This is a genomic window from Variovorax sp. RCC_210 (assembly GCF_041355175.1).
Classification (GTDB): Bacteria; Pseudomonadota; Gammaproteobacteria; order Burkholderiales; family Burkholderiaceae_C; genus Variovorax.
On sequence record NZ_JBFUPJ010000008.1, the window covers coordinates 262,181 to 285,810 of the forward strand.

Consider the following 23,630-nt stretch of genomic DNA (forward strand, 5'->3'; position numbering starts at 1 on the left):
GATGACCCGCTACTACCTTCGCCGCTACCGCGACGCCACGCGCATGAACCACTGGTTCGTCGCCATCATGTTCTTCGCGGCCGCGCTCTCGGGGCTGGCCTTCTTCCACCCCGCGCTGTTCTTCCTGAGCACGCTGTTCGGCGGCGGGCCGTGGACGCGCATCCTGCACCCGTTCATGGGCCTCCTGATGGTGTTCGGCTTCGTGTTCCTGTTCTTCACGATGTGGCGCGAGAACGTGTTCGACAAGGTCGACGGCGAGTGGATCGCCAACGCGCCGCGCATGCTCAAGGGCGACAAGTCGGGCATGCCGCCGGTGGGCAAGTACAACGCCGGGCAGAAGCTGGTGTTCTGGGCCTTCGGCGTGAGCCTGCTGCTGCTTTTCGCGACGGGCTTCATGTTCTGGAGCCCGTGGTTCGTGGGCTTCTTTCCCATCCTCGTGCGGCGCATCGCGGTGGTGGTGCATTCGGTCTCGGCGGTGGTGCTGATCCTGTCGGTCATCACGCACATCTACGCGGCCATCTGGGTCAAGGGCACGATGCGCGCGATGACGCGCGGCACCGTCACCGAAGGCTGGGCCAAGCTGAACCACCCGCTGTGGCACCGGAAGATGACGCGTGGTGAATAGCGCGGATCGCTGTAGAGTGACCCAATGAACAGCCCCCCCGGCTCCTCACCGCTTCGGACCACGCGCGTGCTCGATCCCGAGCAGATCGCGATGCAGGCCGGACGGCAAATGCCGTTCCTGCGCTTGCCGGTTCGCTCGCTCGTGTTCTTCGACCGGCAGCTGCGCCTGCGCCAGCTCGCGGCCTCGCACCCAATGCGCGAGTACCTCATCTTCATCGCCGACCTGGCGCACGCGCAGCACCAGGTGCTGCAGGACTACGCGGCGGTCGCGCTGCCTGCGCATGAAGCGCTCGAAGCCGCCGCCACCTTGCTGAAGCCGCCGATGCCCGCTTTCGGCTGGACGCGCGACGCGGTGTGGCTCACGGAACTGCGCCGCCTGCTGGCGCTGTTCCGCGCGCGCCTGCCCGAAGGCCCGGCGCGCGACACGCTGGAGCGCGTGATGGCGGCCGACGACGCGTGGATCGAGCAACAGGCCGACAAGCTGTCGCGCCGCCTCATGCTCGGCCTCGACCTGGCCGCGGCGCCGCTCATCGCCGCCGGGCTGCAGGCCTACTGGGCGCAGCTGGTGCTGCAGGTGGCCGAACGCGAGGGAGAGAACATCTTCGGGCGCACCGACCCCGGCACCGAGTGCCCCTGCTGCGGCTGCGTGCCGACCGTGAGCATCACGCGCATCGGCGCCGACGAGGCGGGCTTCAGGTACCTGCACTGCTCGCTGTGCAGCACCGAGTGGCACTACGTGCGCATCAAGTGCACGCACTGCGAGAGCACCAAGGGCATTCATTTCGAATCGCTGTCGCCGCAGCCCGGCGTCGAGCTGCCCGCCACCGGCGCGCGCGAAGGCGCGGTGAAGGCCGAGTGTTGCGACAGCTGCGGCCACTACCTCAAGCAGGTCGCCATGGAAAAAGACCCCGAGGTCGAGCCCGTGGCCGACGACCTGGCCAGCGTCACGCTGGACCTGCTGGTGTCCGACGCCGGCCACCAGCGCAGCGGGCACAACCTGATGCTGCTGTTCGGCGCCCCTGAAGCCGTGGAAGCTGCGGAAGACGAAAGCAACGCCATCAACGACGGCGGGGGCGGCTGATGGGCACGCCGAAAGAGTCCGTGGTCCACGGCTCGACGGCAAGGCCCCAGGATCTGCCTTCTGTCGATCAACTGCTGCGCCTCGCCGGCCCGGCGGCCTTGCTGGGCGCGCATGGCCACACGCTGGTGGTGAAAGAGGCGCGCGCCCTGCTCGACGCGCTGCGCGCGCAGGCGCTGGCAGGCACGCTGGAGGCGGCCGCGGTGCAGCACGAAGCGCTGGGCAACGCACTGGCCGCACGCGTGCAGGCCCGCCTCGCGCCGCGCATGCGCGCGGTGCTGAACCTGACCGGCACCGTCATCCACACCAACCTGGGCCGCGCCCTGCTGGCCGATGCCGCGCTGCAGCGGCTGCTGGCGGTGATGACGTCGCCGAACAACCTCGAGTACGACCTGGCCACCGGCAGCCGCGGCGACCGCGATTCGCTGGTGGAAGAGCTGCTGTGCACCATCACCGGCGCCGAGGCGGCCACGGTGGTCAACAACAACGCCGCCGCCGTGCTGCTGACCATCGCGGCGCTGGCGCGCGAGCGCGAGGTGATCGTCTCGCGCGGCGAGCTGGTCGAGATCGGCGGCGCCTTCCGCATGCCCGACGTGATGGCCAGCGCCGGCGCGCGCATGGTCGAGGTCGGCACCACCAACCGCACGCACCCGCAGGACTACGAGCGCGCCATCAACGCGAACACCGCGCTGGTGATGAAGGTGCACACCAGCAATTACGCCGTGCAGGGTTTCACCGCCGCGGTCGACGAAGCCACGCTCGCGGGCATCGCGCACGCGCGCGGCGTGCCGCTGGCCACCGACCTGGGCAGCGGCTCGCTGGTCGACCTGGCGCACTACGGCCTGCCGCGCGAGCCGCTGCCGCAGGAGATGCTCGCGGCCGGTTGCGACGTGGTCACCTTTTCGGGCGACAAGCTGCTGGGCGGTCCGCAGGCCGGACTCATCGTCGGTAGCAGGGAGGCGGTGGGCCGCATCCGCAAGTTCCCGATGAAGCGCGCGCTGCGCATGAGCAAGCTGCCGCTGGCCGCGCTGGAGGCCACGCTGTCGCTGTACCTGCGGCCAGAGCGGCTCGCGCAGGACTTGCCCACGCTGCGGCTGCTGACGCGGCCCGCCGAGGCGATCCACGAGATGGCCGAGGCGCTGCTGCCCGCGGTGCAGGCGGCCGTGTCGCCGCGCTTCACGGTGCAGGTCGTGCCGCTGCTGGGGCAGATCGGTTCGGGCTCGCTGCCGGTGGAAAGGCTGCCTTCGGCGGGCCTGGCCCTTGCGCCGGCTGGCGCGTCGAAGAAGGGCGTGGGCACTGCGCTCGACGCGCTCGCCACGGCGCTGCGCGGCCTGCCGCTGCCGGTGATCGGGCGCATCGCGGAAGACAGGTTGCTGCTCGATTTGCGATGCCTGGAAGACAGCGGGCCGTTCGTGGCGCAGTTGCCGCTGTTGAAGGAGCGGTTGTCATGAACGGCCCCCGCGTTCCTCCCTCCCCCGCTGGGGGAGGGCCGGGGTGGGGGCACGACGGCCTCCGAAAAAGCGCGGCGCCTCATCGAAGGCCTGCCCCCATCCCAGCCTTCCCCCAAAGGGGGAAGGAGCAAGACCGGACCGTGAGCGTGGCCCTTCCCCGCCTTCCTCCCTCCCCCGCTGGGGGAGGGCCGGGGTGGGGGCACGACGGTCTCCGAAAAAGCCCGACGCCTCATCGAAGGCCTACCCCCATCCCAGCCTTCCCCCAAAGGGGGAAGGAGCAAAACCGCGCGCCATGATCATCGGCACCGCAGGCCACATCGACCACGGCAAGACCACGCTCGTGCGCGCGCTCACCGGCGTGGACACCGATCGCCTGCCCGAGGAAAAACGCCGCGGCATTTCCATCGAACTGGGCTACGCCTACCTGCACGCGCCCGACGGCGTGTCGCTCGGCTTCGTCGACGTGCCCGGCCACGAGCGCCTGCTGCACACCATGCTGGCGGGCGCCACGGGCATCGACCACGCCCTGCTGGTGGTCGCTGCCGACGACGGCGTGATGCCGCAGACGCGCGAGCACCTGGCGGTGGTTTCGCTGCTCGGTGTGCGCGAAGCCACCGTCGCCATCACCAAGATCGACCGCATCGACGCCGGCCTTCGCGACCGGAGGCTTGCCGAGGTGCGTGCCGACGTCGCGGCCCTGCTCGCACCCACGGCCCTGTCGCAGACGCCGATGCTCGCGGTGTCGGCCACGATGGGCGAAGGCATCGAGGCGCTGCGCGAGCGGCTGCTCGACGTGGCGCGCGGCGAGCGCACGCACGAAGACGCGCTCGCATTCCGGCTGGCGGTCGACCGCAGCTTCACGCTCTCGGGCGTGGGCACCGTCGTCACCGGCACGGTCTTCAGCGGCAGCGCGCGCATCGGCGACGAGTTGCGCGTGGTGCCCGGCGAGCGCACGGTGCGCGTGCGCGGCATCCATGCGCAGAACCAGCAGGCCGAAGCCGCGCACGCGGGGCAACGCTGCGCGCTCGCGCTGGCCGGCGTCGCGAAAGACGAGATGCACCGCGGCGACTGGGTCTGCGCACGCGAGGTCGCGCTGTCGAGCGACCGCATCGACGTGCTGCTCACGCTGTGGCCCGGCGAGGCCAGGCCGCTTCGCTCGGGCACCGCGGTGCATGCGCACCTGGGCGCGAGCGACGTGATGGCCTCGGTCGCGCTGCTCGACCGCGACGCGCTCGCGCCCGGCGAGACCGCGCCGGCGCAACTGGTGCTGCGCGAAGCAGTGGGCGCATGGCACGGCGACCGGGGCGTGCTGCGCGACGCGTCGGCCACGCGCACGGTGGCCGGCGTGCGCGTGCTCGACCCGTTCGCGCCGGTGCGCTATCGGCGCACGCCCGAGCGGCTGCGAACCTTGGCGGCATGGGCCGTCGACGACGGTGCCGCGCGCGTGGCCGCGCTGCTGCACAGCGCACCGCTGGGCATCGACGCCGAGCGGCTGGCGCGTGCGCTGTCGCTGGCGAACGAAGCGGCGCTGCAGTGGCCCGACGACGCGGTGCGCATCGCCGACACGGCCATCGCGCAAACGCACCTGGACGCGCTGCAAGCGCAGGTCGTCGATCGGCTCGCCGACTTCCACCGCGGGTCGCCCGACGAGGTCGGCCCCGACGCGCGACGCCTGAAACGCCTGGCCGCGCCGCGCACCGGCGATGCGCTGTGGCGCCATGCGATCGACACGCTGCTCGCGCGCGGCGCGCTGGTGCGCAGCGGCACGTGGCTGCACCTGCCGGACCATGCGGCGCGCCTGAACGAGGCCGAGCAGAAGCTCGCGCAGAAGCTGTTGCCCAGGCTGGCCGACGGCGGCTTCGATCCGCCGTGGGTGCGTGACCTGGCGAAGGACTGCGCGGCGAGCGAGCAGATGGTGCGGCAGACGCTGGCCGGCCTCGCGCGCCGGGGCGAGGCTTTTCAGGTGGTGAAGGACTTGTACTATCCGCTGGCCACCGTCGAGCGGCTCGCGGCCATCGCGCGCGATGCGCTCGCGGGGCCCGAAGGCTTGCAGGCCGCGAGCTTTCGCGACGCGACGGGGCTGGGGCGCAAGCGCGCGATCCAGCTGCTGGAGTTTTTCGACCGTGTGGGGCTGACCAGGCGCGTGAAGGACACGCACCTGCTGCGGCCCGACACCTCGTTGTTCGGGGCGACGCCGTGAACGACGAACGCAGTCATGGGAGGGGATCGTCCCTGGTGGGGCGGCCGGGCTTCAAACCCGGTGGGTGGCGCCAGTCGTCGCCGGGAAGGTTCGACTCCTTCGCTCTTCCGCCGTATTTGTCTTGCTCCTTCCCCCTTTGGGGGAAGGCTGGGATGGGGGCAAGCGGCGCTGGTTCTGCCGCGGTGCTTCATCGACCGCCGCATGCCCCCACCCCTGCCCTCCCCGAGAGGGGGAGGGAGAAACACGAAGCGCTACGGAACCACGCGCAGCGCCGGCTCGCCAGCCTCTACACGCCCGATCACCGCAGCCTTCGCGAACCCTTCGTCGCGGAAGATCTTCAACACCGCATCGACCGCCTCGGGTGCGCAGCTCACCAGCAACCCGCCCGAGGTCTGCGGATCGCTCAGCAAATCCCGCGCAGTGGCGGGCAACCCGGCAGCCAGCGCGACGTCGGCGCCGTAGCCCGCCCAGTTGCGCCCCGACGCACCGGTGACGAAACCCGCCGCGGCCATCGCCACCACGTTGTCGAGCAAGGGCACCTTCGACCATTCGACGACGGCGGTGAGCCTGGCACCGCGCGCCAGTTCCAGCGTGTGCCCGGCCAGCCCGAAGCCGGTCACGTCGGTCAGCGCATGCACGCCATCGAGCGCGGACAACGCGATGCCCGGCGTGTTCAGGCGCGTCGTGTTGTCGATGAGCTGGCGGTATCCCGTCTCCGACAGCTGCTCCTTCTTCAGCGCCGCGGACAGCACGCCCACGCCCAGCGGCTTGCCCAGCACCAGCACGTCGCCGGCCCTGGCGTCGGCGTTGCGCCGCACGCGCTCGGGGTGCACCAGCCCCAGCGCGACGAGGCCGTAGATGGGCTCCACCGAATCGATGGTGTGGCCGCCCGCAATGGGGATGCCGGCCGCGCGGCACACGTCCTGTCCGCCGCGCACGATCTCGGCGATGACCTCCACCGGAAGCTGGTTGATCGGCATGGCCACCAGCGCCAGCGCCATGATCGGCCGGCCGCCCATCGCGTACACGTCGCTGATCGCGTTGGTCGCGGCGATGCGGCCGAACTCGTACGGGTCGTCCACGATGGGCATGAAGAAATCGGTGGTCGCGACCAGCGCCTGCTGGTCGTTGAGCCTGTACACGGCCGCGTCGTCGGCGGTCTCGATGCCCACCATGAGCTCGGGCGGAATCATGCCGCCCGCGTGGTTTTTCAGTATCTGCGAGAGCACGCCCGGCGCGATCTTGCAGCCGCAGCCGCCGCCATGCGAGAAACTCGTGAGGCGCAACGGCGCGAGCGGGTTCATGAGCGTTGGGTTCATCGGCCGATTATCGAAGCGCCCCTCTTTTTGACCACCCCGTCCTTTCCCATCCCCCACGTGCCGGAGGCATATCCATGAAGAAGACTCTCACCCATGCAGCGATCGCGCTGGCCCTTTCCGTCGCGAGCCTCGGCGCCCTGGCCCAGGGCGTGCTGCGCGTGTCGGCCATTCCCGACGAGGCGCCCACCGAGCTGCAGCGCAAGTTCACGCCGCTGGGCGACTACCTGAAGAAGGAGACCGGCATGGACGTGCAGTTCACGCCCGTGACCGACTACGCCGCCGTGGTCGAGGGCCTGGCCACCAACAAGATCGACCTGGCCTGGCTGGGCGGCTTCACCTACGTGCAGGCGCGCATCCGCACCAACGGCGGCGCGGTGCCCATCGTGCAGCGCGCGGAAGACGAGGTGTTCACCAGCAAGTTCATCGTGCCCATCGACAGCCCCGCCAAGACCCTGGCCGACCTGAAGGGAAAGACCTTTGCCTTCGGCGCGCCCTCGTCCACCTCGGGCAGCCTGATGCCGCGCTACTTCCTGCTGCAGGCGGGCATCAACCCCGAGAAAGACTTCAAGACCGTCGCCTTCTCGGGCGCGCACGACGCCACGGTGGCCTTCGTGGCCGCGTCGCGCGCCGAAGCCGGCGTGCTCAACGCCTCGGTGTGGGACAAGCTGGTGGAGTCCAAGAACCCCAACGCCGCCAAGGTGCGCGTGCTGGCGACCACGCCGACCTACTACGACTACAACTGGACGGTGCGCCCCGGCATGGACCCGGCGCTGCAGAAGAAGCTGACCGACGCGTTCCTCAAGCTCGACCCGGCGAACCCGGCGCACAAGGAGATCATGGCGCTGCAACGCGCGAGCAAGTTCATTCCGACGAAGTCGTCGAACTACGACGGGATCGAGACGGCGGGAAAGTCGGCTGGGTTGATCAAGTGATTCCGTGGAAGGCGGGGGGACCCTCACCCCAACCCTCTCCCGCAGGCGGGAGAGGGGGCAAGACAGGGCTTGGCTGTTTGCATGGGCGCCCTCTCCTTCTCCCACTCGCGGAAGCGGGCTGGGGTGACGGAGCAGCCTCGGGACATCGCGCGACGTGAGCTTCTCCCTGCAAGCCCTCGGCATGGTCCACCCCAACGGCCACCGCGCGCTGTCCGACGTGACCCTGTCCGCCACTGCAGGCGAACGCATCGCCGTCATCGGCCCTTCAGGCGCCGGCAAGACCACGCTGCTGCGCGTGCTCGGCGCCGCGCTGCGCCCCACCGAAGGAGAAATTCAAGCACTGGGCGTGAAGCCCTGGCAACTCAACGCCGCCGCGCTGAAGCAACTGCGCGCCCGCATCGGCACCGTGCACCAGTCGCCGCCCATCGCGCCGCGCCTGCGCGTGGTCACCGCGGTGCTCGCAGGGCGGCTCGGCGAATGGTCGACGCTGCGCGCGCTCGGCTCGCTCTTTCATCCGTCGGACATCGCCGGCGCGCACGAGGCCCTGTCGCGCCTGTCGATGGAAGACCGCCTGTTCGATCGCTGCGACCGCCTTTCGGGCGGCCAACTGCAGCGTGTCGGCATCGCGCGCGCGCTGTACCAGCGCCCCGCGCTGCTGCTGGCCGACGAGCCGGTGTCCGCGCTCGACCCCACGCTGGCCGACGCCGCCATCGCGCAGCTCGTGGCGCAAAGCGAAGCGACCGGCGCCACGCTGGTGGCGTCGCTGCATGCGGTCGACCTGGCGCTGCGCTGGTTCCCGCGCATCGTCGGCATGCGCAACGGGCAGGTGATGTTCGACCTGCCGGCCGCGCAGGTCACGCCCGCCATGCTCGACGCGCTGTATGCGAGCGAAGGCGGCCTCGCAACGCAGCAGCGGCCGGCGCCACCGGGCACCGCGACCGAAGCGGCCTTCCAGCGGCCCGATTGCGCATGAACGCCGCCGCCGCCGTCACCGCCGCCACACCGCGCGATCCGGCCGTGGCACGCCGGCTGGCCGCATGGCTCGCCGCGCTGGTCATTGCGTGGCCGATGCTGGCGCTGTCCGAATTCAAGCCGTGGGCGCTGTTCGAAGGCGGCAACCTCGCTGTCATCGGTGGCTTCCTGGCGGGCTTTTTTCCGCCGGCCGCCGCGCCCGACTTCCTGGCCCTGCTCTTCAAGGCCACGCTGGAGACACTCGCCATGGCCACGGCCGGCACCGCGCTGGCGCTGCTGATCGGCGCGCCGCTCGGCTTCGTGACCACGCGCGCGCTGTCGATCTCGCGCATCGGCCCGGGGCCGGGTCGCGTGCAGGCCGGAGTGGTGCGCCAGGCCGCGCGCTGGGTGCTGATGGTGCTACGCGCCATTCCGGAGATCGTGTGGGCGCTGCTGTTCGTGCGCGCGCTCGGGCTCGGTCCGGCGTCGGGCGTGCTGGCACTGGCCATCACCTACGGCGGCATGCTCGGCAAGGTGTATGCCGAGATCCTCGAGTCGACCGACACCCGCCCCGCGCGCGCCCTGCTCGAAGGCGGCAGCGGCCGGCTCGCAGCGTTGTGCTACGGGCTGCTGCCGAACACCGCGCAGGAGCTGGCCTCGTACACCGTGTACCGCTGGGAATGCGCCGTGCGCGCGTCGGTGGTGATGGGCTTCGTGGGCGCGGGCGGGCTGGGTCAGTTGATGGACCAGTCGATGAAGATGCTCAACGGCGGCGAGGCCAGCAGCATCCTGCTGGTGTTCCTGGCGCTGGTGCTGCTGGCCGACGTGCTGAGCAACGCGTTGCGAAGGCTGCTCGCATGAGCACGTTCCCGCCCTCCCTACCGAGTTCTCCGCCGCCCTGCTGGCGCTGCCGCATCGCGCTGCTCTTGATCGGCGCGGCCGTGGTCGCGAGCTTTGTTTACCTGGGCATCGACTACCGGGCGCTGGGCTCGGCCGAGTCGCTGCGGCTCATGGGCAAGTTCATCGCCGAGTTCTTTCCGCCGGACACGTCGCCGGAGTTCCTCGCCAAGGTCGGCCACGGCGCGCTGCAGACGCTGGCTGTCTCGGCGCTGGGCACGGTACTGGCCGCCCTCGCGGGCGCGGCGCTGGCACTGCCGGCTTCGGGGCGAGGGGGTGGGCCGGGCGGCGTGCTGCGCCATGGCGCGCGCTTTGTTCTCAACTTCTTGCGCAGCGTGCCCGAGCTCGTATGGGCCGCGCTGATGGTGCTGGCCGCGGGCATCGGCCCGTTCGCCGGCGCGCTGGCCTTGGCGCTGCACACCACCGGCGTGCTGGGCCGCCTGTTCGCCGAGGCGCTGGAGAACGCGCCGCGCGAGCCCGAGCATGCGCTGACCCTGTCGGGCGCCGGCCCGGTCGCCGCCTTCAGCTACGCCAGCCTGCCCATCGTGCTGCCGCAGTGGGTGGCCTACACCCTGTACCGCTGGGAGATGAACATCCGCATGGCCGCCGTGCTGGGCTTCGTGGGTGGCGGCGGGCTGGGGCAGCTGCTGTACTTCCACCTGTCGATCTTCCAGCAGCAGCAGGCCATGAGCGTGCTGATCGCCATGTTCGTACTCGTCACCTTCGTCGACCTGGCGAGCGCTCGCTTGCGCCGCGGCCTCGGGCCCGCGTATGCCTGACCGGCAGGCACACAATGCCCCCATGAGCCCGAACCCGCCATGAGCCATCGCCAACCCGTGCGCGTGCCCGACCGCCACGCCTTCGACACCCTGATCGACGCCCGCTCGCCGGCGGAGTTCGCGCTCGACCACATTCCCGGCGCCATCAACTGCCCCGTGCTCGACGACGAAGAGCGCCGCATCGTCGGCACCACCTACGTGCAGACCGGCGCCTTCGAGGCCCGGCGCATCGGCGGCGCCATGGTCGCGGCCAACATTGCGCGGCACCTGCGCGACACGCTGGCCGACCGGCCCGAGAAGTGGAAGCCGCTGGTGTACTGCTGGCGCGGCGGCATGCGCAGCGGCTCGATGGTGACGTGGCTGCGGCTCGTAGGGTGGGACGCGCAGCAGCTCGCGGGCGGCTACAAGAGCTTTCGCCGGCACGTGATTTCGCAGATCGACGCGCTCACGCCCCGGCTCGACCTGCGCGTGGTCTGCGGCGCCACCGGCAGCGCCAAGACACGCGTGCTGCATGCGCTGGCCGCGCGCGGGGCGCAGGTGCTCGACCTGGAAGACTTCGCGAGCCACAAGGGCTCGCTGCTGGGGTCGCTGCCGGGGGTGGCGCAGCCGTCGCAGAAGCACTTCGAGACGCGCATCGCGAGCGTGCTGGAGGCCGTCGACCTGGAACGGCCGCTGTACGTGGAGGGGGAGAGCATCCGCATCGGCAGGCTGTCGCTGCCGTTGCCGCTGGTGGCACAGATGCGCGCGGCGGCCTGCATCGAGGTGTCCGCGACGCCCGAGGCGCGGCTGGACTATCTGTTGCGCGACTACGCGTACCTGGGGGATGACCGCGAGGCGCTCGCGGAGAAGCTAGGGGCGCTGAAGGAACTGCAGGGCAAGGAGACGGTGGGGCGCTGGCAGCAGTGGGCGCGGGAGGCGAATTTGCCGCGCTTGTTTGCGGAGCTGATGGCGTTGCATTACGACCCGCATTATGAGAAGTCGCAGGAGATGCATTTCAAGGCGTGGGACCGGCGGCGCAGTGTGGCGACGACCGATCTGTCGGATCAGGGGATCGAAGCTGTGGCAGATGCGGTTTTGGGCTTGGACTGCTGAAAAAAGTGCTTGGGCGCTGGGTGAGCAATGGGCTGTCGCAATCAAGAGCGTCGCACCGCTTGGTGAATCATGTTGCTTAGCCTTAGCCACACAAACACTCAAACAATCGCGTCGGGATGGCTCAGAAAATTTTCCCGGAGCAGATCTACAAGATTCCAGACAAAGGCAATCTCAGCATTCTGTTGATTCAAAGGGTCTATTCGATAGCTCCCTTCTAGAAAATGCACGTATTGACCAGCTTCAAAAAAAATTGAAAGGCTCTCATCCTTTCCAAAGCTGTACTTGCACTTCCCGTACAAAACGAAAGTATTTCCGCTCGAGCTGCCCCCCGGGGAGACGCGACTCGCAAGCTCGATATATCTTTGTAGTCACTCGATATTGTGGCGAAGAAAATTGTCTCTAAAGTAAATATTCGAGACTTCTGTGTCTGGCTCGCACCTACTTAAATCGTCAATTCCACTCATGCCATTCTTTCATTGGTCCTCCAAAAATGCTGCGTGGCAGTGCTTGCCAACCCGGCGATGACTGCCGCGCCTACCACAGTTGCCGCGGTGCGGTGCCGATCCCTATCACGCCGCTCGCCTCCGTCGGGCTGACCTGCTTTTCATGCGATCAAGATCCATTAGCACCAAAGACCTCAACCCTGCACCACTCTGGAAAATAGCCTTCCAGGATAAAAAAATCATCTATATAAACAAGGCCCTGCCGCTCAAGCGCTCTCATGCAATCTTCTGCATTATCACTACCATAAAATGGGCCTAAGGAAATAAATTCCAACGAGTCATCGAAATTTTTTGAAAAATTAGAATCATTCATTACAGAACTCAGGTCTATTGCTTTTTTTGCAAGCACATCTCGCCTGATGACAATTCCAAAATCCTTAGACACTTTCATTTCATACCTTAGTTAGCCAGAGGATTGAGGTTGTGGCTGATCTAGCTTTGAATTGGACTACTGAAAAAATACCAGCGTGTGGGAATTTATGGATGGGTGTTCTTAGGGAATACGCGCTTGCGCCCCCCCGGTAAGCCATCATGTCTGATGTTGTGCCGCATCTTTGGTGACCCCGTTTTTAGCAAATCCATCAAACTGGAACCATAATCAACCATCTCGAAATTTTGAATAGGCTTTAAAAACAGAATCGACGAAATCCTTGTTTAATTCTTTATGAAGGCTTTCCCAGCTTAAAAGCCCGTGGCTGGCCACGAGAAGATTTAATTTTTCAGTGCTTTCAAAGCGAACCGCCATCCACAGCTCCACATTTTCATGCGGATTCGACTGAGACAGTTTGCAAAGAAACTCTTGCTGGTCGACGGGGAGCAGACTTTTATCTGCTTTTGCAAATTCAATAAAGCCAGACTCGATGTTCACGCGCAAAAATTCGACCGCAGCCTCTTTCCAAAGCGACAAGCTCTGACCAAACTGCCCTCCAAAAGCATTGGAAATCAAATCGTTAGGAGAAAAATAATCGAGGGCAGCAATGATCAAAGATTTCTGGTACTCGAGCAGAACAAGTGGAGGAATATTCATTTGCACAGCTCATGTTTTGGAAACTTGAATTTTGCCTGCTGACCTGTTGGCTGCAACCTAAATTGATCCTCTAAACGCGACAGTTTTCGTCTGATACCGCCCCCGGAACTTTATCCTGCTCATTTTTAAAGCAAGATACTCTAGAAGTCATAGACGCGCCATCTCAAGTCCCAGCTTCGTCATGTTTTTCTGCCGCGGGAAGGATGACAACTGATCTTTTTTCGCAAGCGCAATAAAAAATCAGAAATCGCAGTTCGAGTGGTTTTCCATTCGGAAATTTTGAGCCCGTCCTCTGTAATGATGGCTCTAGGACGCAGCACCTTCTCCAGCGCATGAATATCATAATTTCCCACAATATCGTTTGCAATGATCATGTTGTTCTGCAAATAGGCAGCCTCGCCCTCGATGTAGATCGACCATCCAAATATGAAATTTGTGACTTCAACAGGATACATTGTCGTCGGCAAAAAAGCTCTGCCAGTCACATCAAGCCGTGACAGTTGGTCAATCCAGTTTTCGTAATAATCGATCTTTTTCCAAAATGCCAATGGAGAAAGAAAGCTCTCGCAAAATCCATCGATATGAATTTGACCACGGGCATAAGTTTCATCGTATTGCTGTCTTTTTTCCAGCAAGCAAATTTTGAATTTATTAATTTTTAATTCTTTCTTTGAGGTCCGCTGGATATGTTCCAATTCTCTCCCCTTTCGAATTAAACATTTTCCACCCGCCGGATACGTTGTGTGCATCGACATCTGGCGTTATGTAATTCTTCCCATCGAAATACGCCTCTTGGCCGTGCGAATTAAATGGTACGCGCGAAGGCGAAATTCGCCTATCAAAGCCAAGAGAAGACGCCTGATCAGCACGTGTAATTGTCGGCAAGCGTCCGATTATTGGTTTTGGCGCAGATTTAACTGCAATGCCACTTGATACGGGAAGACCGGGTGCATATACCTTCGGGTCATACCACCGGTCTTGGCTGCCTCTGTATGCGGTAACCTGTTTTCCTTCTGCATCCTTGAAGGTATAGAGAGTGCGCCCATCAGGCGTTGTCTTGCCAGTTGCGACAGCATCTTTTGGCAGTTCACTCCAGCAATCGTTGTGAACCCAGACACCGTCCAATCCGTCCTTGCCTTTAACGAAGTAGGTGTGAAAGTCGGAAACAGTCAGGTTGTATGCCCGCAGCGGCTCCTGTGTTCTCTTAAGTCGTGAGACCTCCAGCCAGTTCCCCTCACTCCCGAGAAGTCGATACCCGACCTTCAGATTCGCTGCATCGACCCACTGCGCATGAAGGATAGGTCCGAGGTAATCGTGACCTTGGGACGCCTTCGGCAGCACAGCACCAGCTTGCGTGCCCGGCACCTGCGCAAAAACCGGATGAATGGTGTTCGAGACAATGACCTGCACCCGGCCCGCTGCATCCTTTACGCTGACGTACACCGTCTCCTTGTACGGATTGCTGTAGTGCGCCAACACGGCCTTGTAGTCCGACAGCCCCGTGGCTTCATCGCGGGCATAGACGCTGTCGCCCACCTGTACGTCCTTGATCTGCGCGTAGCCGGTTCTGGTCTTGACCAGCATGTCCCCACGGAACGAACAGGTGGCGCTGCCTGTGCGCCGATTGCTCTGCGGCTTGGGCGGGCCGACATCTTCTGGGCCTACGCCGGGGCGACCTTCGCGGCTTGCGCCTGCACCTACAGTTCCCGCTCGCATCCCTCGCGTAAGCGTAGTGACCGCCCCGCCTTCGCTCGGCAGCCCAGACAACGCAGCTTCACCAGTTTCGCCAACCGCTCTGTCGGTCAAACTGCTGCCATCTCCAGGACGTGCCAACCCGGAAGTGAACACGGTCTGCGATATGCCGAGATTGGCTGCATTGACGGCGAACCCTTCCCGCACGCTCTGACCTTCCTGCCTCAGCTGTCGCCCGGTGTTCAGCAACTGCTGAATTTGCTCGGGTGTGTTCTGGGCGAGCCCGGGATCGGTTCCAGCGTCGGCGTACGCCACATAAGCGCCGCGCACGCCCGGCACGATGCCGCTTGCATTGCGATTGGTGATGCGGTTGTACAAGTCCGATGTCTGCCCCAACGCACTGGCATTGGCCGTGTGGTCGGTATACGAAGACGTCCCGCTGGCATCGAAAAGTCTGCCCCCGCCCATATCGCTGGGCACTGCATTTCGCGCAATCTCCCGCAAGAAAGCGGCGGCCTGCGGATTGTCCGTGATGCGACTGGCCCACACGCTGTCGACTTGGCGCAAGCTTTGCTCGGTCAACTCGGTTGTGGCCTGTTCGATGCTGATGCCGCGTTGGGTTGCGTAGGCTTGGGCGTTACCCCTAATCAGCACGCCCTCTGTCGGATGCAACTGCCTGTTGTTGAACTCCGCGTTGATTCCGGCTGCTGCGCCGCCCATTCCTCCGATCCCTGCACCCAGCCCGGCGGCCAGACCTGCGCTCACTGCGCCCTTCACGCCATCCGACAAATTTTTCGTCAGGCCTTCGAGCACAGGCGCCGCAGCCGACGCCAGCGCAGCACCCGCCGCACCTTGCACATTGCCAGTGAGCCCTCCAACCAAGGTATGCGCCAGAACACGCGAGGCGCCACCCTCCTTCCAGTTGTCGTAGTTCTGCTGCTCCGCTGCAAGCGTGCTGTTGGCATTGGCCAGATCAGCAGCGGCCTGCGCCCTTTGTCCGTCGCTTGCGCCCGGGTCGTTCAAGACTTTGTTCGCCTGCTGCGCTTGTAGTTGAGCCCGCTCGTATTTGTCGATCTGCGTGCCGGCATAGTCGCCGACCGCCTTTGCCGCCTTGGGCCCGAACGCCTGCGTGATCTGCGCCTGGGCCTGTACTTCGCCCAGAAGCTGGTCGGTACTCCACTTCTTCGCCAGCGCATTCGTGCTGTCCACCCCCGTGCGCACGCTCTGGTCGCCCGCGATGCCACTGATGCCCGACTTCGTCACGCTGGCCTGCTTGCCCGACGCACTGCCCGCACCCGCACCGCCGCCCGCGCCCACGTTGAAATCCGAGCCCGCGATGGGTTGCTTGTCCTCGCCTTTGGGCTGCTGGCCCGAGACGCCCATGCCCAGACTCGCACCGCTTGCCTTGTGCGTGTCGACGTTCTGGATATCGCTGGTGCTCAGGCTGGCACTCTTGAAGGTGTTCTTCACGCCATCTACGGCCGCCTGGGTGCTCTCGATCACCGCGCCCTTCAAGCCCGCGGCGCCCTTCACGTCGACATCGAAGCCGCCATCTCCGGCCTTTATGCCCGACTGCTCCTTCACACTCGCGTAGTTGCTGCTGGCCTTGGCGCTGCTTGCGTTCACGCTCGCGCTCCACACACCGTATCCCACGCTCAACGAGCCGCCGACGCTTTGCTGCTTGCTGGTCGAGGTGCTGGTGTCTTGCAGGCTTTCGATCTTGAGGTCGCCGCCAACCTTGGCGGCGACCCGGTCGGCCTCGATCACGCCGCCACGGATCGTCATGTCGCCGCCGCTCGCAAGGTTTGCAGCCTTGCCGGCGCTCACATGGCTGTTGGTGTAGCTGGTATCGGTTCCATCCGATTTGCCTTGGCTTGCGTTCGCGCTGACGTTGAACATCAGGCCGTTGGTGCCGAAGCTCACGCCCACGCTGCCGCCGCTGCCCTTGTTGGCGCCTTGCCGCTCGCTGGTGTTCTTGGCTGCAAGAACGTCAATGCGGTTCTCCGCCACCAAACTCGCGGTGTCGCGCGCAACGATGTCGCTGCCTTGCACCACGATGTTGCTGCTCTTGCCGCCGCCCAAGGCAAGCAGGTTGACGTTCCTGCCTTCGACCCGGCTGCCTGCTGCGCTGTCGCTGGTCTCATTGCGCTTGCTGACGTTTTGGCTGCCGCCCAGGCTGATCGACAGGTTGACGCCCATCGACTCCGCCAGGTTCGCGGTGTTGGCGTTGGCCAGGGCGTCCGCGACACCCTTGGCCTCAGCGGCCATGGAGGCTGCGCCCAATGCTTGCATGCGACCGCTGCCGGTGCGTTGCACCGCCTTGGCGGTGTTGCCTATGCCTTGCACGGCGCTGGCGACGGGCGCGGTCAACGCAATAGTCAGGCCGCCGGATTGTTGCTTCTGCACGGTCTGCGTTCCGCTGGTTTCGCGAGCCTCCTGAATCTTGATGCTCTTCGCGGCAATGGTCACGTCGCCATCAGGTACGACCACATGGCTGCCGGTCTGGCTGTACTGGTTGCCGGCGATGAGCGTCGTGTTGCCGCCGATGCTGCCCACGGTGCTGGCCGCCGCGCTGGTGCTCTCGCCGCGTGTGTCGGTGCTCTCGCTGCGGCTGCCGACGGTGAAGCCGATGCCGCCCGAGCCCATGAGCCCGGACTTGGCGGTGCCCTGGTAGCGGCTCTCCGAGCGGGTGTTCCGGGCAGCCTCGATCGTGAGATCGCGCTTGGCGACGATCGCCAGGCTCTCGTCGGCAATGACCTCGCTGCCCGACACGGTGACGTTCTGGCCCGAAACCCCGACGTTGTGCCCGCCGAGCGCGCTGCCGACAGCGTTATCTTCGCGGAGGCTGTCGCGCTGTGCGTCCGTCTTGCTGGAAAGAAAGCCCTTGATCTTGCTGTCGCTCGCCAGGTCCAGGGCCACGGTGGCGCGACCAGCTTCGACGCGCACGTTGCCTTCCCGGGCCTTGAGGGTCAGATCGCCCTGGGCATTGATGGCCGAGCCGCGAATGCGGATGTCTTTCCTGGCATCGAGAGTGACGGCACCGTCACCGACGATCTGGCTGCCGATCTCCCGGCTGCTGCTCTGGCTGAGGAACCGAGCGGTGCCACGGCCCTGCTCCTGGTGCACGGCTTCCTTGACTGTCGATACGTTGATGTCGCGTTTGGCCTTCAACAGCGTTTCGCTCTCCGCACCGGCGTTCGCAAAAATGCCGCCCACCAAATTGACATCGCGCCCAGCCGAAGCCACCAGAATGCCTTTCGGGTTGCTCACATACACCCCGGCCACCCGATCGATGTTCGTCCGGTTGGCCTGCGCCCCGCCCTGTGTCTGCGTGGTCGTGCGAACGTTGATGTCGCGCCCGGCCGTCAGCACCGCCGAGTCGCCGGCCACGATGCTTCCACCGATGTTGTCGATGTCTCCGGCGGCATGGACCCTCACGTCACCGCCTGCGATGCGTCCGCCCAGGTTGTGGACGTTGTCCTTGTCGATCTTCACCATCGCGCGGCCCGCGATGGTTCCGGTGTTCACAAGATCGCCGCCTCCCCGTTCGATGACCGTGGCGTCGGCGCTCAGCAGTGCCCCGGAACCGTCAATGTCGCCCGGGCGTACGCGCACATACAACTGCGGTGCCAGCAGGTTCTGCGTGCTGCCGTCGGGCAAGGTCACCATCTGCTCCACGAGCCAGACGATGTCGCTGGTCAGTTGCGCCATCTGGGCTGCCGTCAGGGCAATGCCGGGCCGCAGCCCGTACTGCATGGCAACGGTCGCGCCGCTGTTCATCAAGGCGGTGTACTGCGCCTCGTCGTTGTGCTGACCTTCCAGGTACCGATAGCCGGTGAGCTGCGCCACCTGCTCGCGAATGAGCTTCTGCTCGTAGAAGCCGTCGCCCAGGCGCTTGAGCGTGGCGTTCGGGTCGACGCCCATGTTGGCCAGCAGGTAGTCGCTGCTCAGCCACTGGCGGTAGTTGGCGAAGCGCGGGTCGGTTTCGATGAGATACCGGCCGCCTGTATTCAAGCCGAACAGGCTGGCCCGAGGCACAGTGACATCGGGCACGCTGGTGCGAACCACCATCGGCACCGTCCGACTTCCAGCATTGCCGGTTTCGAGACCTTCGACGACCGCACCCGCACTCACCGGCCTGGCCTTGACCACGCCTTTTACATCGGAGGCGACCTCGACGATGACTCGTTGGCGCTCGCTGAAAGCGACCTTGCCTGTGCCACCTGCGGCATCACCGACGAGGGTGCTTCCAGCAGCGCCAGCGTTGTAGCCCTGGGTCGCGTTCAGATGCGACAACGGTTTGTAATCGGTGAGCCTGTAAGTCTCGACCGTCCTTGTCGCGGGAATGAACAGCGGCTTCTCCGGCCCCTTTCCGGGCAGATTGGGGTTGTAGCCAGTCCATACCGCGCTCACGCTGGTTTCCCGCTTTCCTGGCGTGGCTTGGTTGTCCACGTCGGGCGCATTGAGTTCGCCACCCGCCATCACCTGGCTGTCGCGGTTGAAAAGATGCCCGTCAAGCGTCATGTTGCCGCCGGCGACGATGCGCGCCGGTGCAGCGCTACCGACAGCGACCGCGTCTTCGGTGACTGTCGTGTTGGTGATTGCGTCCGTCCATCCTTTGCCGATCACGCTCACCGTGCCATCGGCGCCCCTGTGACGAACCAAGCGCGTGTCGACCTCGCCCCAGGTGTCTGCGGGACTCCATGATTTCGCGTCCATCGTGATGATGCTGGGCACCAACACCGTGCTGCTGTTGGTCGCCACCTTCAGATGCGTATCGACGTTGTTGATATTGCGCATGGCAATGGTCATCTTGCCCAGCGATTCGATGCTGGCGCTCTCGTTGTCGAGCGTCACACCCGTGCCCGTGGCCAGCCGCCCGGAATCCAGCGCGCCGCGAATGGACATGGCGCCAACGCTGAAAAGCAGGGCACCTTCGCGATTGCCGACGGTCTGCGCACCGATGTGAAGTGTGTCGCGCGCAGCGACGGTCGCTGCCTTGGTTGCGCCATTGAGCGTTTCAGCGCTGTTCTCGACTGCCACCGCACCGACGGAAACCGCGTTGCCGTAGATCCGCCCGGTGCCTATGTTCTTCAGGGTGCCTGCGTTGATCTGGGTCTTTCCCTTGCTGTCGATCAGACCGCGGTTGGTCAGGCTCCCACTAGCGTTGACCACGGTGTCGGTGCCTGACATTTCCGCGTTTGCGGTGTTGTCGACGTCGGCGCCGCCCACCGTGAGCCTCTGGCCGGCCATCAGCTTGCCGTTGTTCGTGAACGTGCCGGTGGTGGTGTAGCTGAGGTTTCCGTTGGCGGCGACTTCGCCGTTGTTGACGACGTCCTGCGTCAGCGCCATGCTCAGATTTTTTGCCGAGACGGCACGGCCATCGCCACTGAACGCCGCACCGTCCACCAGAAGGTGCTTGTCTGCCACCAAAGTGCCGCCGGTGTTAACGAGGTCGAGCGTCTTGGCGCCGGGCTTCGCTGCGTTGGGGTCGACCACAGCCAAGGTGCCGCTCGCGGACATCAGGCCCTTCGTGTTGTCGACACGGCCGCCGCTGCTGATTCTTGCGTCGAGTTCGGCGCGGATGGCACCCGAGGTGTTGTCCAGGCCTGCGGCGCCGATGACGACGTTCTTGCCTTCGATGCCCTGGCTCTCTCCCTGGGTTTTATTGTTGACGACGCTGCCTGCGTTGACCATGGTCCTAGCGCCGGAGCGAATCAGGCCTCGCGTATTGACGAGGCCGCCGGCATCGATGCGCAGGTCGTTCACGGCCTGCGTCCGGCCTTCGGTGTTGTCGTAGCGCGCACCGCCGGTATCGATCTCCACATTGGATTGGCCGAGCACTGTACCGGCTAGCGTATTGGTAAAAGCCTGCGTCCTGGCAGTCAGCGCATTCTTGGCGCCGATGAAGCCGGCTGTGTTGTCGACAGCCCCCACGTTTTTCAGCGCGAGGGTGTCGGCGCTGCTGATGCCGCCCTGCTGCGTGGTGTAGCCGGCCGCATGGGTGTTGACGAGCGCCTTGCCGTTCGTGTCGATGGTCATCGCGCCACCGGACTGGATCAGGCCGGTGTCGTTGTTCAGCAGGCCTGACGTCACGTCAAGCGTGGTGGTCGCCGCCAGTGTGCCCTTGAGGCTGTTGTCTAAGGTGTTGCCGCCGGCGTCGACACTCAGGATGTCGCCGAAGACCTTGCCGCCTCTATTGACGAGCCCGCCCACGGACAGCGTGGTCCTGGCTCCCGCCTGCAGGACGCCGGCATCGTTGGTGGTCTTGCCCGTGGTCGTGGCGCTCAGATTTCCCTTGACTGCCGACACGGTCCCGCTGCTGTTGTCCAGCGTAGCGGCCACCAGCGTGGTGTTCCCGTTGCCGGCCATCGTACCGCCCGAGTTGTCCGCCGCACCGGCCACCGTGATGCGCATCGCATCGGTACCGGTCTGCACGATCTGCCCTCTACGATTGCTCAAGGAGCCCGCTTCGATCGTGATGCGCTTCGCGCTCGTGCCGGACTTGGTGCCGTCTTGGTTGAAGGCCCCCGTCATGCCGACGACCAACGAGCCAGTGGCCGTGACCTGTCCATTCGTCCCGCTGTAGTTGCCGCCCGAGATGTTCAGCGTGCCTGAGCCGGCATGCTCGATTCTGCCGCCCGCATTGGTAACGGTCGCGCCGCGCAGGCTCAGGTCCTGGCCGTTGCTGGCAATGCGCGCACCATCGTTGTTCAAGGCGCCGGACGTCGCAATGGCGGAGGCACCCGTCCCCGTCTGCACGATCTCGCCATTGTTCGTATTGGCAATGTTCGACACCTTCAGGTTCAACCGAGCGGCATTGAGCTTGCCACCGTCGTTCACCAGCGTTTGGCCGGCCTGTGCGTTGGCAAGAATGCTCAATGCGCCAGGCGTCGCGATCGTCGCTCTGCTGGTCTTCACATCGCCTCTCGTCGAGGTGACGGCGATGTTCTCCGCGCTCGTCCGCTTGCCGGAGAGATCGACGCTTGCGCCCCGCAGCGTCGCGTTGCCGGCGGCAAGGTTGGTGCCGTTGGCGACCAGAGTACCGGTGGCGATAACGCGCAGATCGCCCGCGCTGCCGAGTTGTCCGTCGCTCTGCACCCCAGCGGCAAGCACACCATCGGCACTGCTTAGCACGCGCCCCGCGGCAATCGTCGTGTGACGCCTCGCCGTGATGCTGTCGTTGTTGACGAGCACATCGCCGACCACCACGTCGACATCGTTCTCGCCGCGCAGCACGCCGTTGTTGGTGAGCGTTCCCGCGTTCAGTTTCAGGTCGGTGGCTGCGTCGATCGAGCCACCGACGCCATTGACCATCATCCCAATCGCAGTGATTTGCACGCCCGCCTGCGCTGACAGTATGCTGCCCTTGGTGTTGTCAAGCGACCCTGTGTTCAACGCCACTCGCTGGTTGGAAGCCAGGGCGCCGCCGCCGTTGTTCGTGGCACCCGCGACGGAAGCCGTCAGCGCACCGTTCGCCGCGATCGTGCCTCGCGTGTTGTCCGCGTTGCCACCAACCGTAAAGCTCGCGTCGGCCGCGCTGGTCAACGCACCGCCGACGTTGAGCAGGTCACCGGTCGCCGCGATCGCCAGGGTGCCCGCATTCAGCTTGCCCCCCGTGTTGTCGAAGCGATCGACCTTCGCGCTGAAGCCGTTGCTGACCGTTATCGTGCCGCCGTGGTTGTCGAACGTCGGCTGGTTGACGGCCATGCTCGCCAGGTTGAGCGTGCCGCCGTTGTTGTTGATGTTGGCGCTGTGCAGGGTGATGGGGCCGCCTGCGTAGATCTTGCCGCCGTCGTTCCGGAGCGTGCCTGCTGCTGTGATGCTTCCTGGAGACAGGGGCAGGTACGAGGCCGTCGTGCCGGTGTTTTCCGTACCGCCGCTCGAAAAATTTGCGGCGCCGGTCGAACCCGTCGCGCCTGTACCGGCAGCGGGCGTGGTTGCGGTCATGGGTTCGAACCCGATCACGCCGCCCCGCGTGTTGCTCAGCACCGGCGAATCGATCGTGAGCGCGGCCATGCTGGTCTGGCGAATCGTCCCCCCACGATTGTCGATGTCGCCGCTGCTGGCGAGTTCGACCCGCGGCCCCTCGAGCGTTCCTGTGTTCTCCAGCCGACCTTGCACGGTCACAACGAGGCCGCCCGCACTCGCGCCGACAATGCCCGCATTGCGCACGCCCAGCCCGGCCTCGGTGCCGACGAGCGTGATCTTTTGCGCGTACATGCCGCCCAGCCCCGCCACGTCGAGCGCATACGTCGGCACAGCGCCGGTGCCGGTCAAAGGCGTGACCTGCCCGGAATCCGCCGATACCTGGTTGGCACCGGCCACCACCTTCAGCTCGCTCGCCCATATGCCCGCGTTCACCTGCACGGCGCGCGCCAGGATAGCCGCGTAGTCCGTCTTGCCGGCATCAAGCCCCGCACCGTCGATGCTGACAGTGCCGCCCCGCACCAGAAAGCTGTCGAGTCCGCCCATCGCGTTGAGTTGCGGCGTGCCGGTGGTCAGCGTGGCGCGGCTCGCGTTGATGAAGCCGCCGCCATCCACGCTGATGCCGGCCGGGTTCGCCACGATCACTTCAGCGCGCTGGCCGCCGACCTCGACGTACCCGCGCAGTTGCGTCGGGCTGTCGCTGTTGATTTCGTTGAGGATGACGCGCGCCGGTCCCTTGGCCAACCAGGCGTTGCCTTGCACGAACCCGCCGAGCTGCGTCTGCACATTGACGCGGCTGTTGTTCAGGATGGCACCGTTGCGCATCACGTCGAACTGCTGGTAGACATTGCGGCTCACGCCTGCGGCTGAAGGCGTCTGGATGTTGACGAGCGGCACGCCGTTGGGCGCCACCAGGACGGTCGGGCGCAGAGGGCCTGGCACCGATGGGTTGGAGACGATCTGGGCTTGGCCGGGCAACGCCACCAGCACACCGAAGAGCGTGGCCGAGGCCGCAATCGTCGTCGTGCCGGCGGCTTTGGAAGTGCCTTTCGAGACCCCCTTGCCAATATTGGTCGCGGTTTCGTGAACCACCATGCGCACGCCGCGCGCGGCATTGAAGATGATCCGGTGAAGGTGCTTGTTCATTGTGTCTTTC

General features: G+C 65.3%; 14 protein-coding genes and 1 tRNA gene. 10 read left to right on the top strand and 5 right to left on the bottom strand.

Annotation, left to right across the window (positions count from 1 at the left end):
• Position 1 precedes the first annotated feature (1 nt).
• The 5 genes from AB6807_RS22730 (at position 2) to AB6807_RS22750 (ending at position 5,463) form a co-directional block, all read left to right on the top strand.
• On the top strand, positions 2 to 625 hold the full coding sequence (locus tag AB6807_RS22730) for a formate dehydrogenase subunit gamma (RefSeq protein ID WP_371086323.1): 624 nt from the start codon (positions 2 to 4) through the stop codon (positions 623 to 625).
• Between the two features lie 24 nt (positions 626 to 649).
• Entirely contained in the window at positions 650 to 1,705 is a 1,056-nt protein-coding gene (fdhE, locus tag AB6807_RS22735; protein ID WP_371086324.1) for a formate dehydrogenase accessory protein FdhE, read from the top strand.
• The gene (gene selA / locus AB6807_RS22740; protein WP_371086325.1) at positions 1,705 to 3,153 is read left to right on the top strand and encodes an L-seryl-tRNA(Sec) selenium transferase; all 1,449 of its coding nucleotides are present in this window, start codon (positions 1,705 to 1,707) and stop codon (positions 3,151 to 3,153) included. The genes fdhE and selA overlap by 1 nt, the downstream gene beginning before the upstream one ends.
• A 292-nt stretch (positions 3,154 to 3,445) precedes the next feature.
• The gene (gene selB, locus AB6807_RS22745; RefSeq protein ID WP_371086326.1) at positions 3,446 to 5,353 is read left to right on the top strand and encodes a selenocysteine-specific translation elongation factor; all 1,908 of its coding nucleotides are present in this window, start codon (positions 3,446 to 3,448) and stop codon (positions 5,351 to 5,353) included.
• A 17-nt stretch (positions 5,354 to 5,370) separates the two neighbouring features.
• Positions 5,371 to 5,463: transfer RNA gene (locus AB6807_RS22750), tRNA-Sec, on the top strand.
• Between the two features lie 141 nt (positions 5,464 to 5,604).
• Here AB6807_RS22750 and selD read toward each other — a convergent pair.
• Positions 5,605 to 6,672: a selenide, water dikinase SelD gene (gene selD, locus AB6807_RS22755; RefSeq protein ID WP_371086327.1), complete on the bottom strand. Its 1,068-nt coding sequence runs from the start codon at positions 6,670 to 6,672 to the stop codon at positions 5,605 to 5,607.
• Positions 6,673 to 6,746: 74 nt separating this feature from the next.
• Here selD and AB6807_RS22760 point away from each other — a divergent pair, with 74 nt between their 5' ends.
• The 5 genes from AB6807_RS22760 (at position 6,747) to mnmH (ending at position 11,323) form a co-directional block, all read left to right on the top strand.
• Positions 6,747 to 7,604: a putative selenate ABC transporter substrate-binding protein gene (locus AB6807_RS22760; protein ID WP_371086328.1), complete on the top strand. Its 858-nt coding sequence runs from the start codon at positions 6,747 to 6,749 to the stop codon at positions 7,602 to 7,604.
• A 154-nt stretch (positions 7,605 to 7,758) separates the two neighbouring features.
• Positions 7,759 to 8,577 (top strand): phosphonate ABC transporter ATP-binding protein, encoded by an 819-nt coding sequence (locus AB6807_RS22765; protein WP_371086329.1) that lies wholly within the window; start codon positions 7,759 to 7,761, stop codon positions 8,575 to 8,577.
• A complete protein-coding gene (locus tag AB6807_RS22770; protein WP_371086330.1) occupies positions 8,574 to 9,416 on the top strand; it encodes a PhnE/PtxC family ABC transporter permease in 843 nt (280 codons plus the stop codon). The genes AB6807_RS22765 and AB6807_RS22770 overlap by 4 nt, the downstream gene beginning before the upstream one ends.
• A complete protein-coding gene (phnE, locus tag AB6807_RS22775) occupies positions 9,413 to 10,231 on the top strand; it encodes a phosphonate ABC transporter, permease protein PhnE (protein WP_371086331.1) in 819 nt (272 codons plus the stop codon). Before AB6807_RS22770 ends, phnE begins: the two co-directional genes overlap by 4 nt.
• Before the next feature lie 39 nt (positions 10,232 to 10,270).
• On the top strand, positions 10,271 to 11,323 hold the full coding sequence (gene mnmH / locus AB6807_RS22780) for a tRNA 2-selenouridine(34) synthase MnmH (protein ID WP_371086332.1): 1,053 nt from the start codon (positions 10,271 to 10,273) through the stop codon (positions 11,321 to 11,323).
• 612 nt (positions 11,324 to 11,935) lie between these two features.
• Here the strand turns inward: mnmH and AB6807_RS22785 are convergent.
• The 4 genes from AB6807_RS22785 to AB6807_RS22800 all read right to left on the bottom strand — a co-directional run bounded on the left by AB6807_RS22785 (position 11,936) and on the right by AB6807_RS22800 (position 23,620).
• The gene (locus AB6807_RS22785) at positions 11,936 to 12,217 is read right to left on the bottom strand and encodes a hypothetical protein (RefSeq protein ID WP_371086333.1); all 282 of its coding nucleotides are present in this window, start codon (positions 12,215 to 12,217) and stop codon (positions 11,936 to 11,938) included.
• Between the two features lie 207 nt (positions 12,218 to 12,424).
• Positions 12,425 to 12,853 (bottom strand): hypothetical protein, encoded by a 429-nt coding sequence (locus tag AB6807_RS22790; protein ID WP_371086334.1) that lies wholly within the window; start codon positions 12,851 to 12,853, stop codon positions 12,425 to 12,427.
• 179 nt (positions 12,854 to 13,032) lie between these two features.
• A complete protein-coding gene (locus AB6807_RS22795; RefSeq protein WP_371086335.1) occupies positions 13,033 to 13,548 on the bottom strand; it encodes a hypothetical protein in 516 nt (171 codons plus the stop codon).
• The gene (locus tag AB6807_RS22800) at positions 13,505 to 23,620 is read right to left on the bottom strand and encodes a hemagglutinin repeat-containing protein (protein ID WP_371086336.1); all 10,116 of its coding nucleotides are present in this window, start codon (positions 23,618 to 23,620) and stop codon (positions 13,505 to 13,507) included. Before AB6807_RS22800 ends, AB6807_RS22795 begins: the two co-directional genes overlap by 44 nt.
• Positions 23,621 to 23,630: the final 10 nt, after the last annotated feature.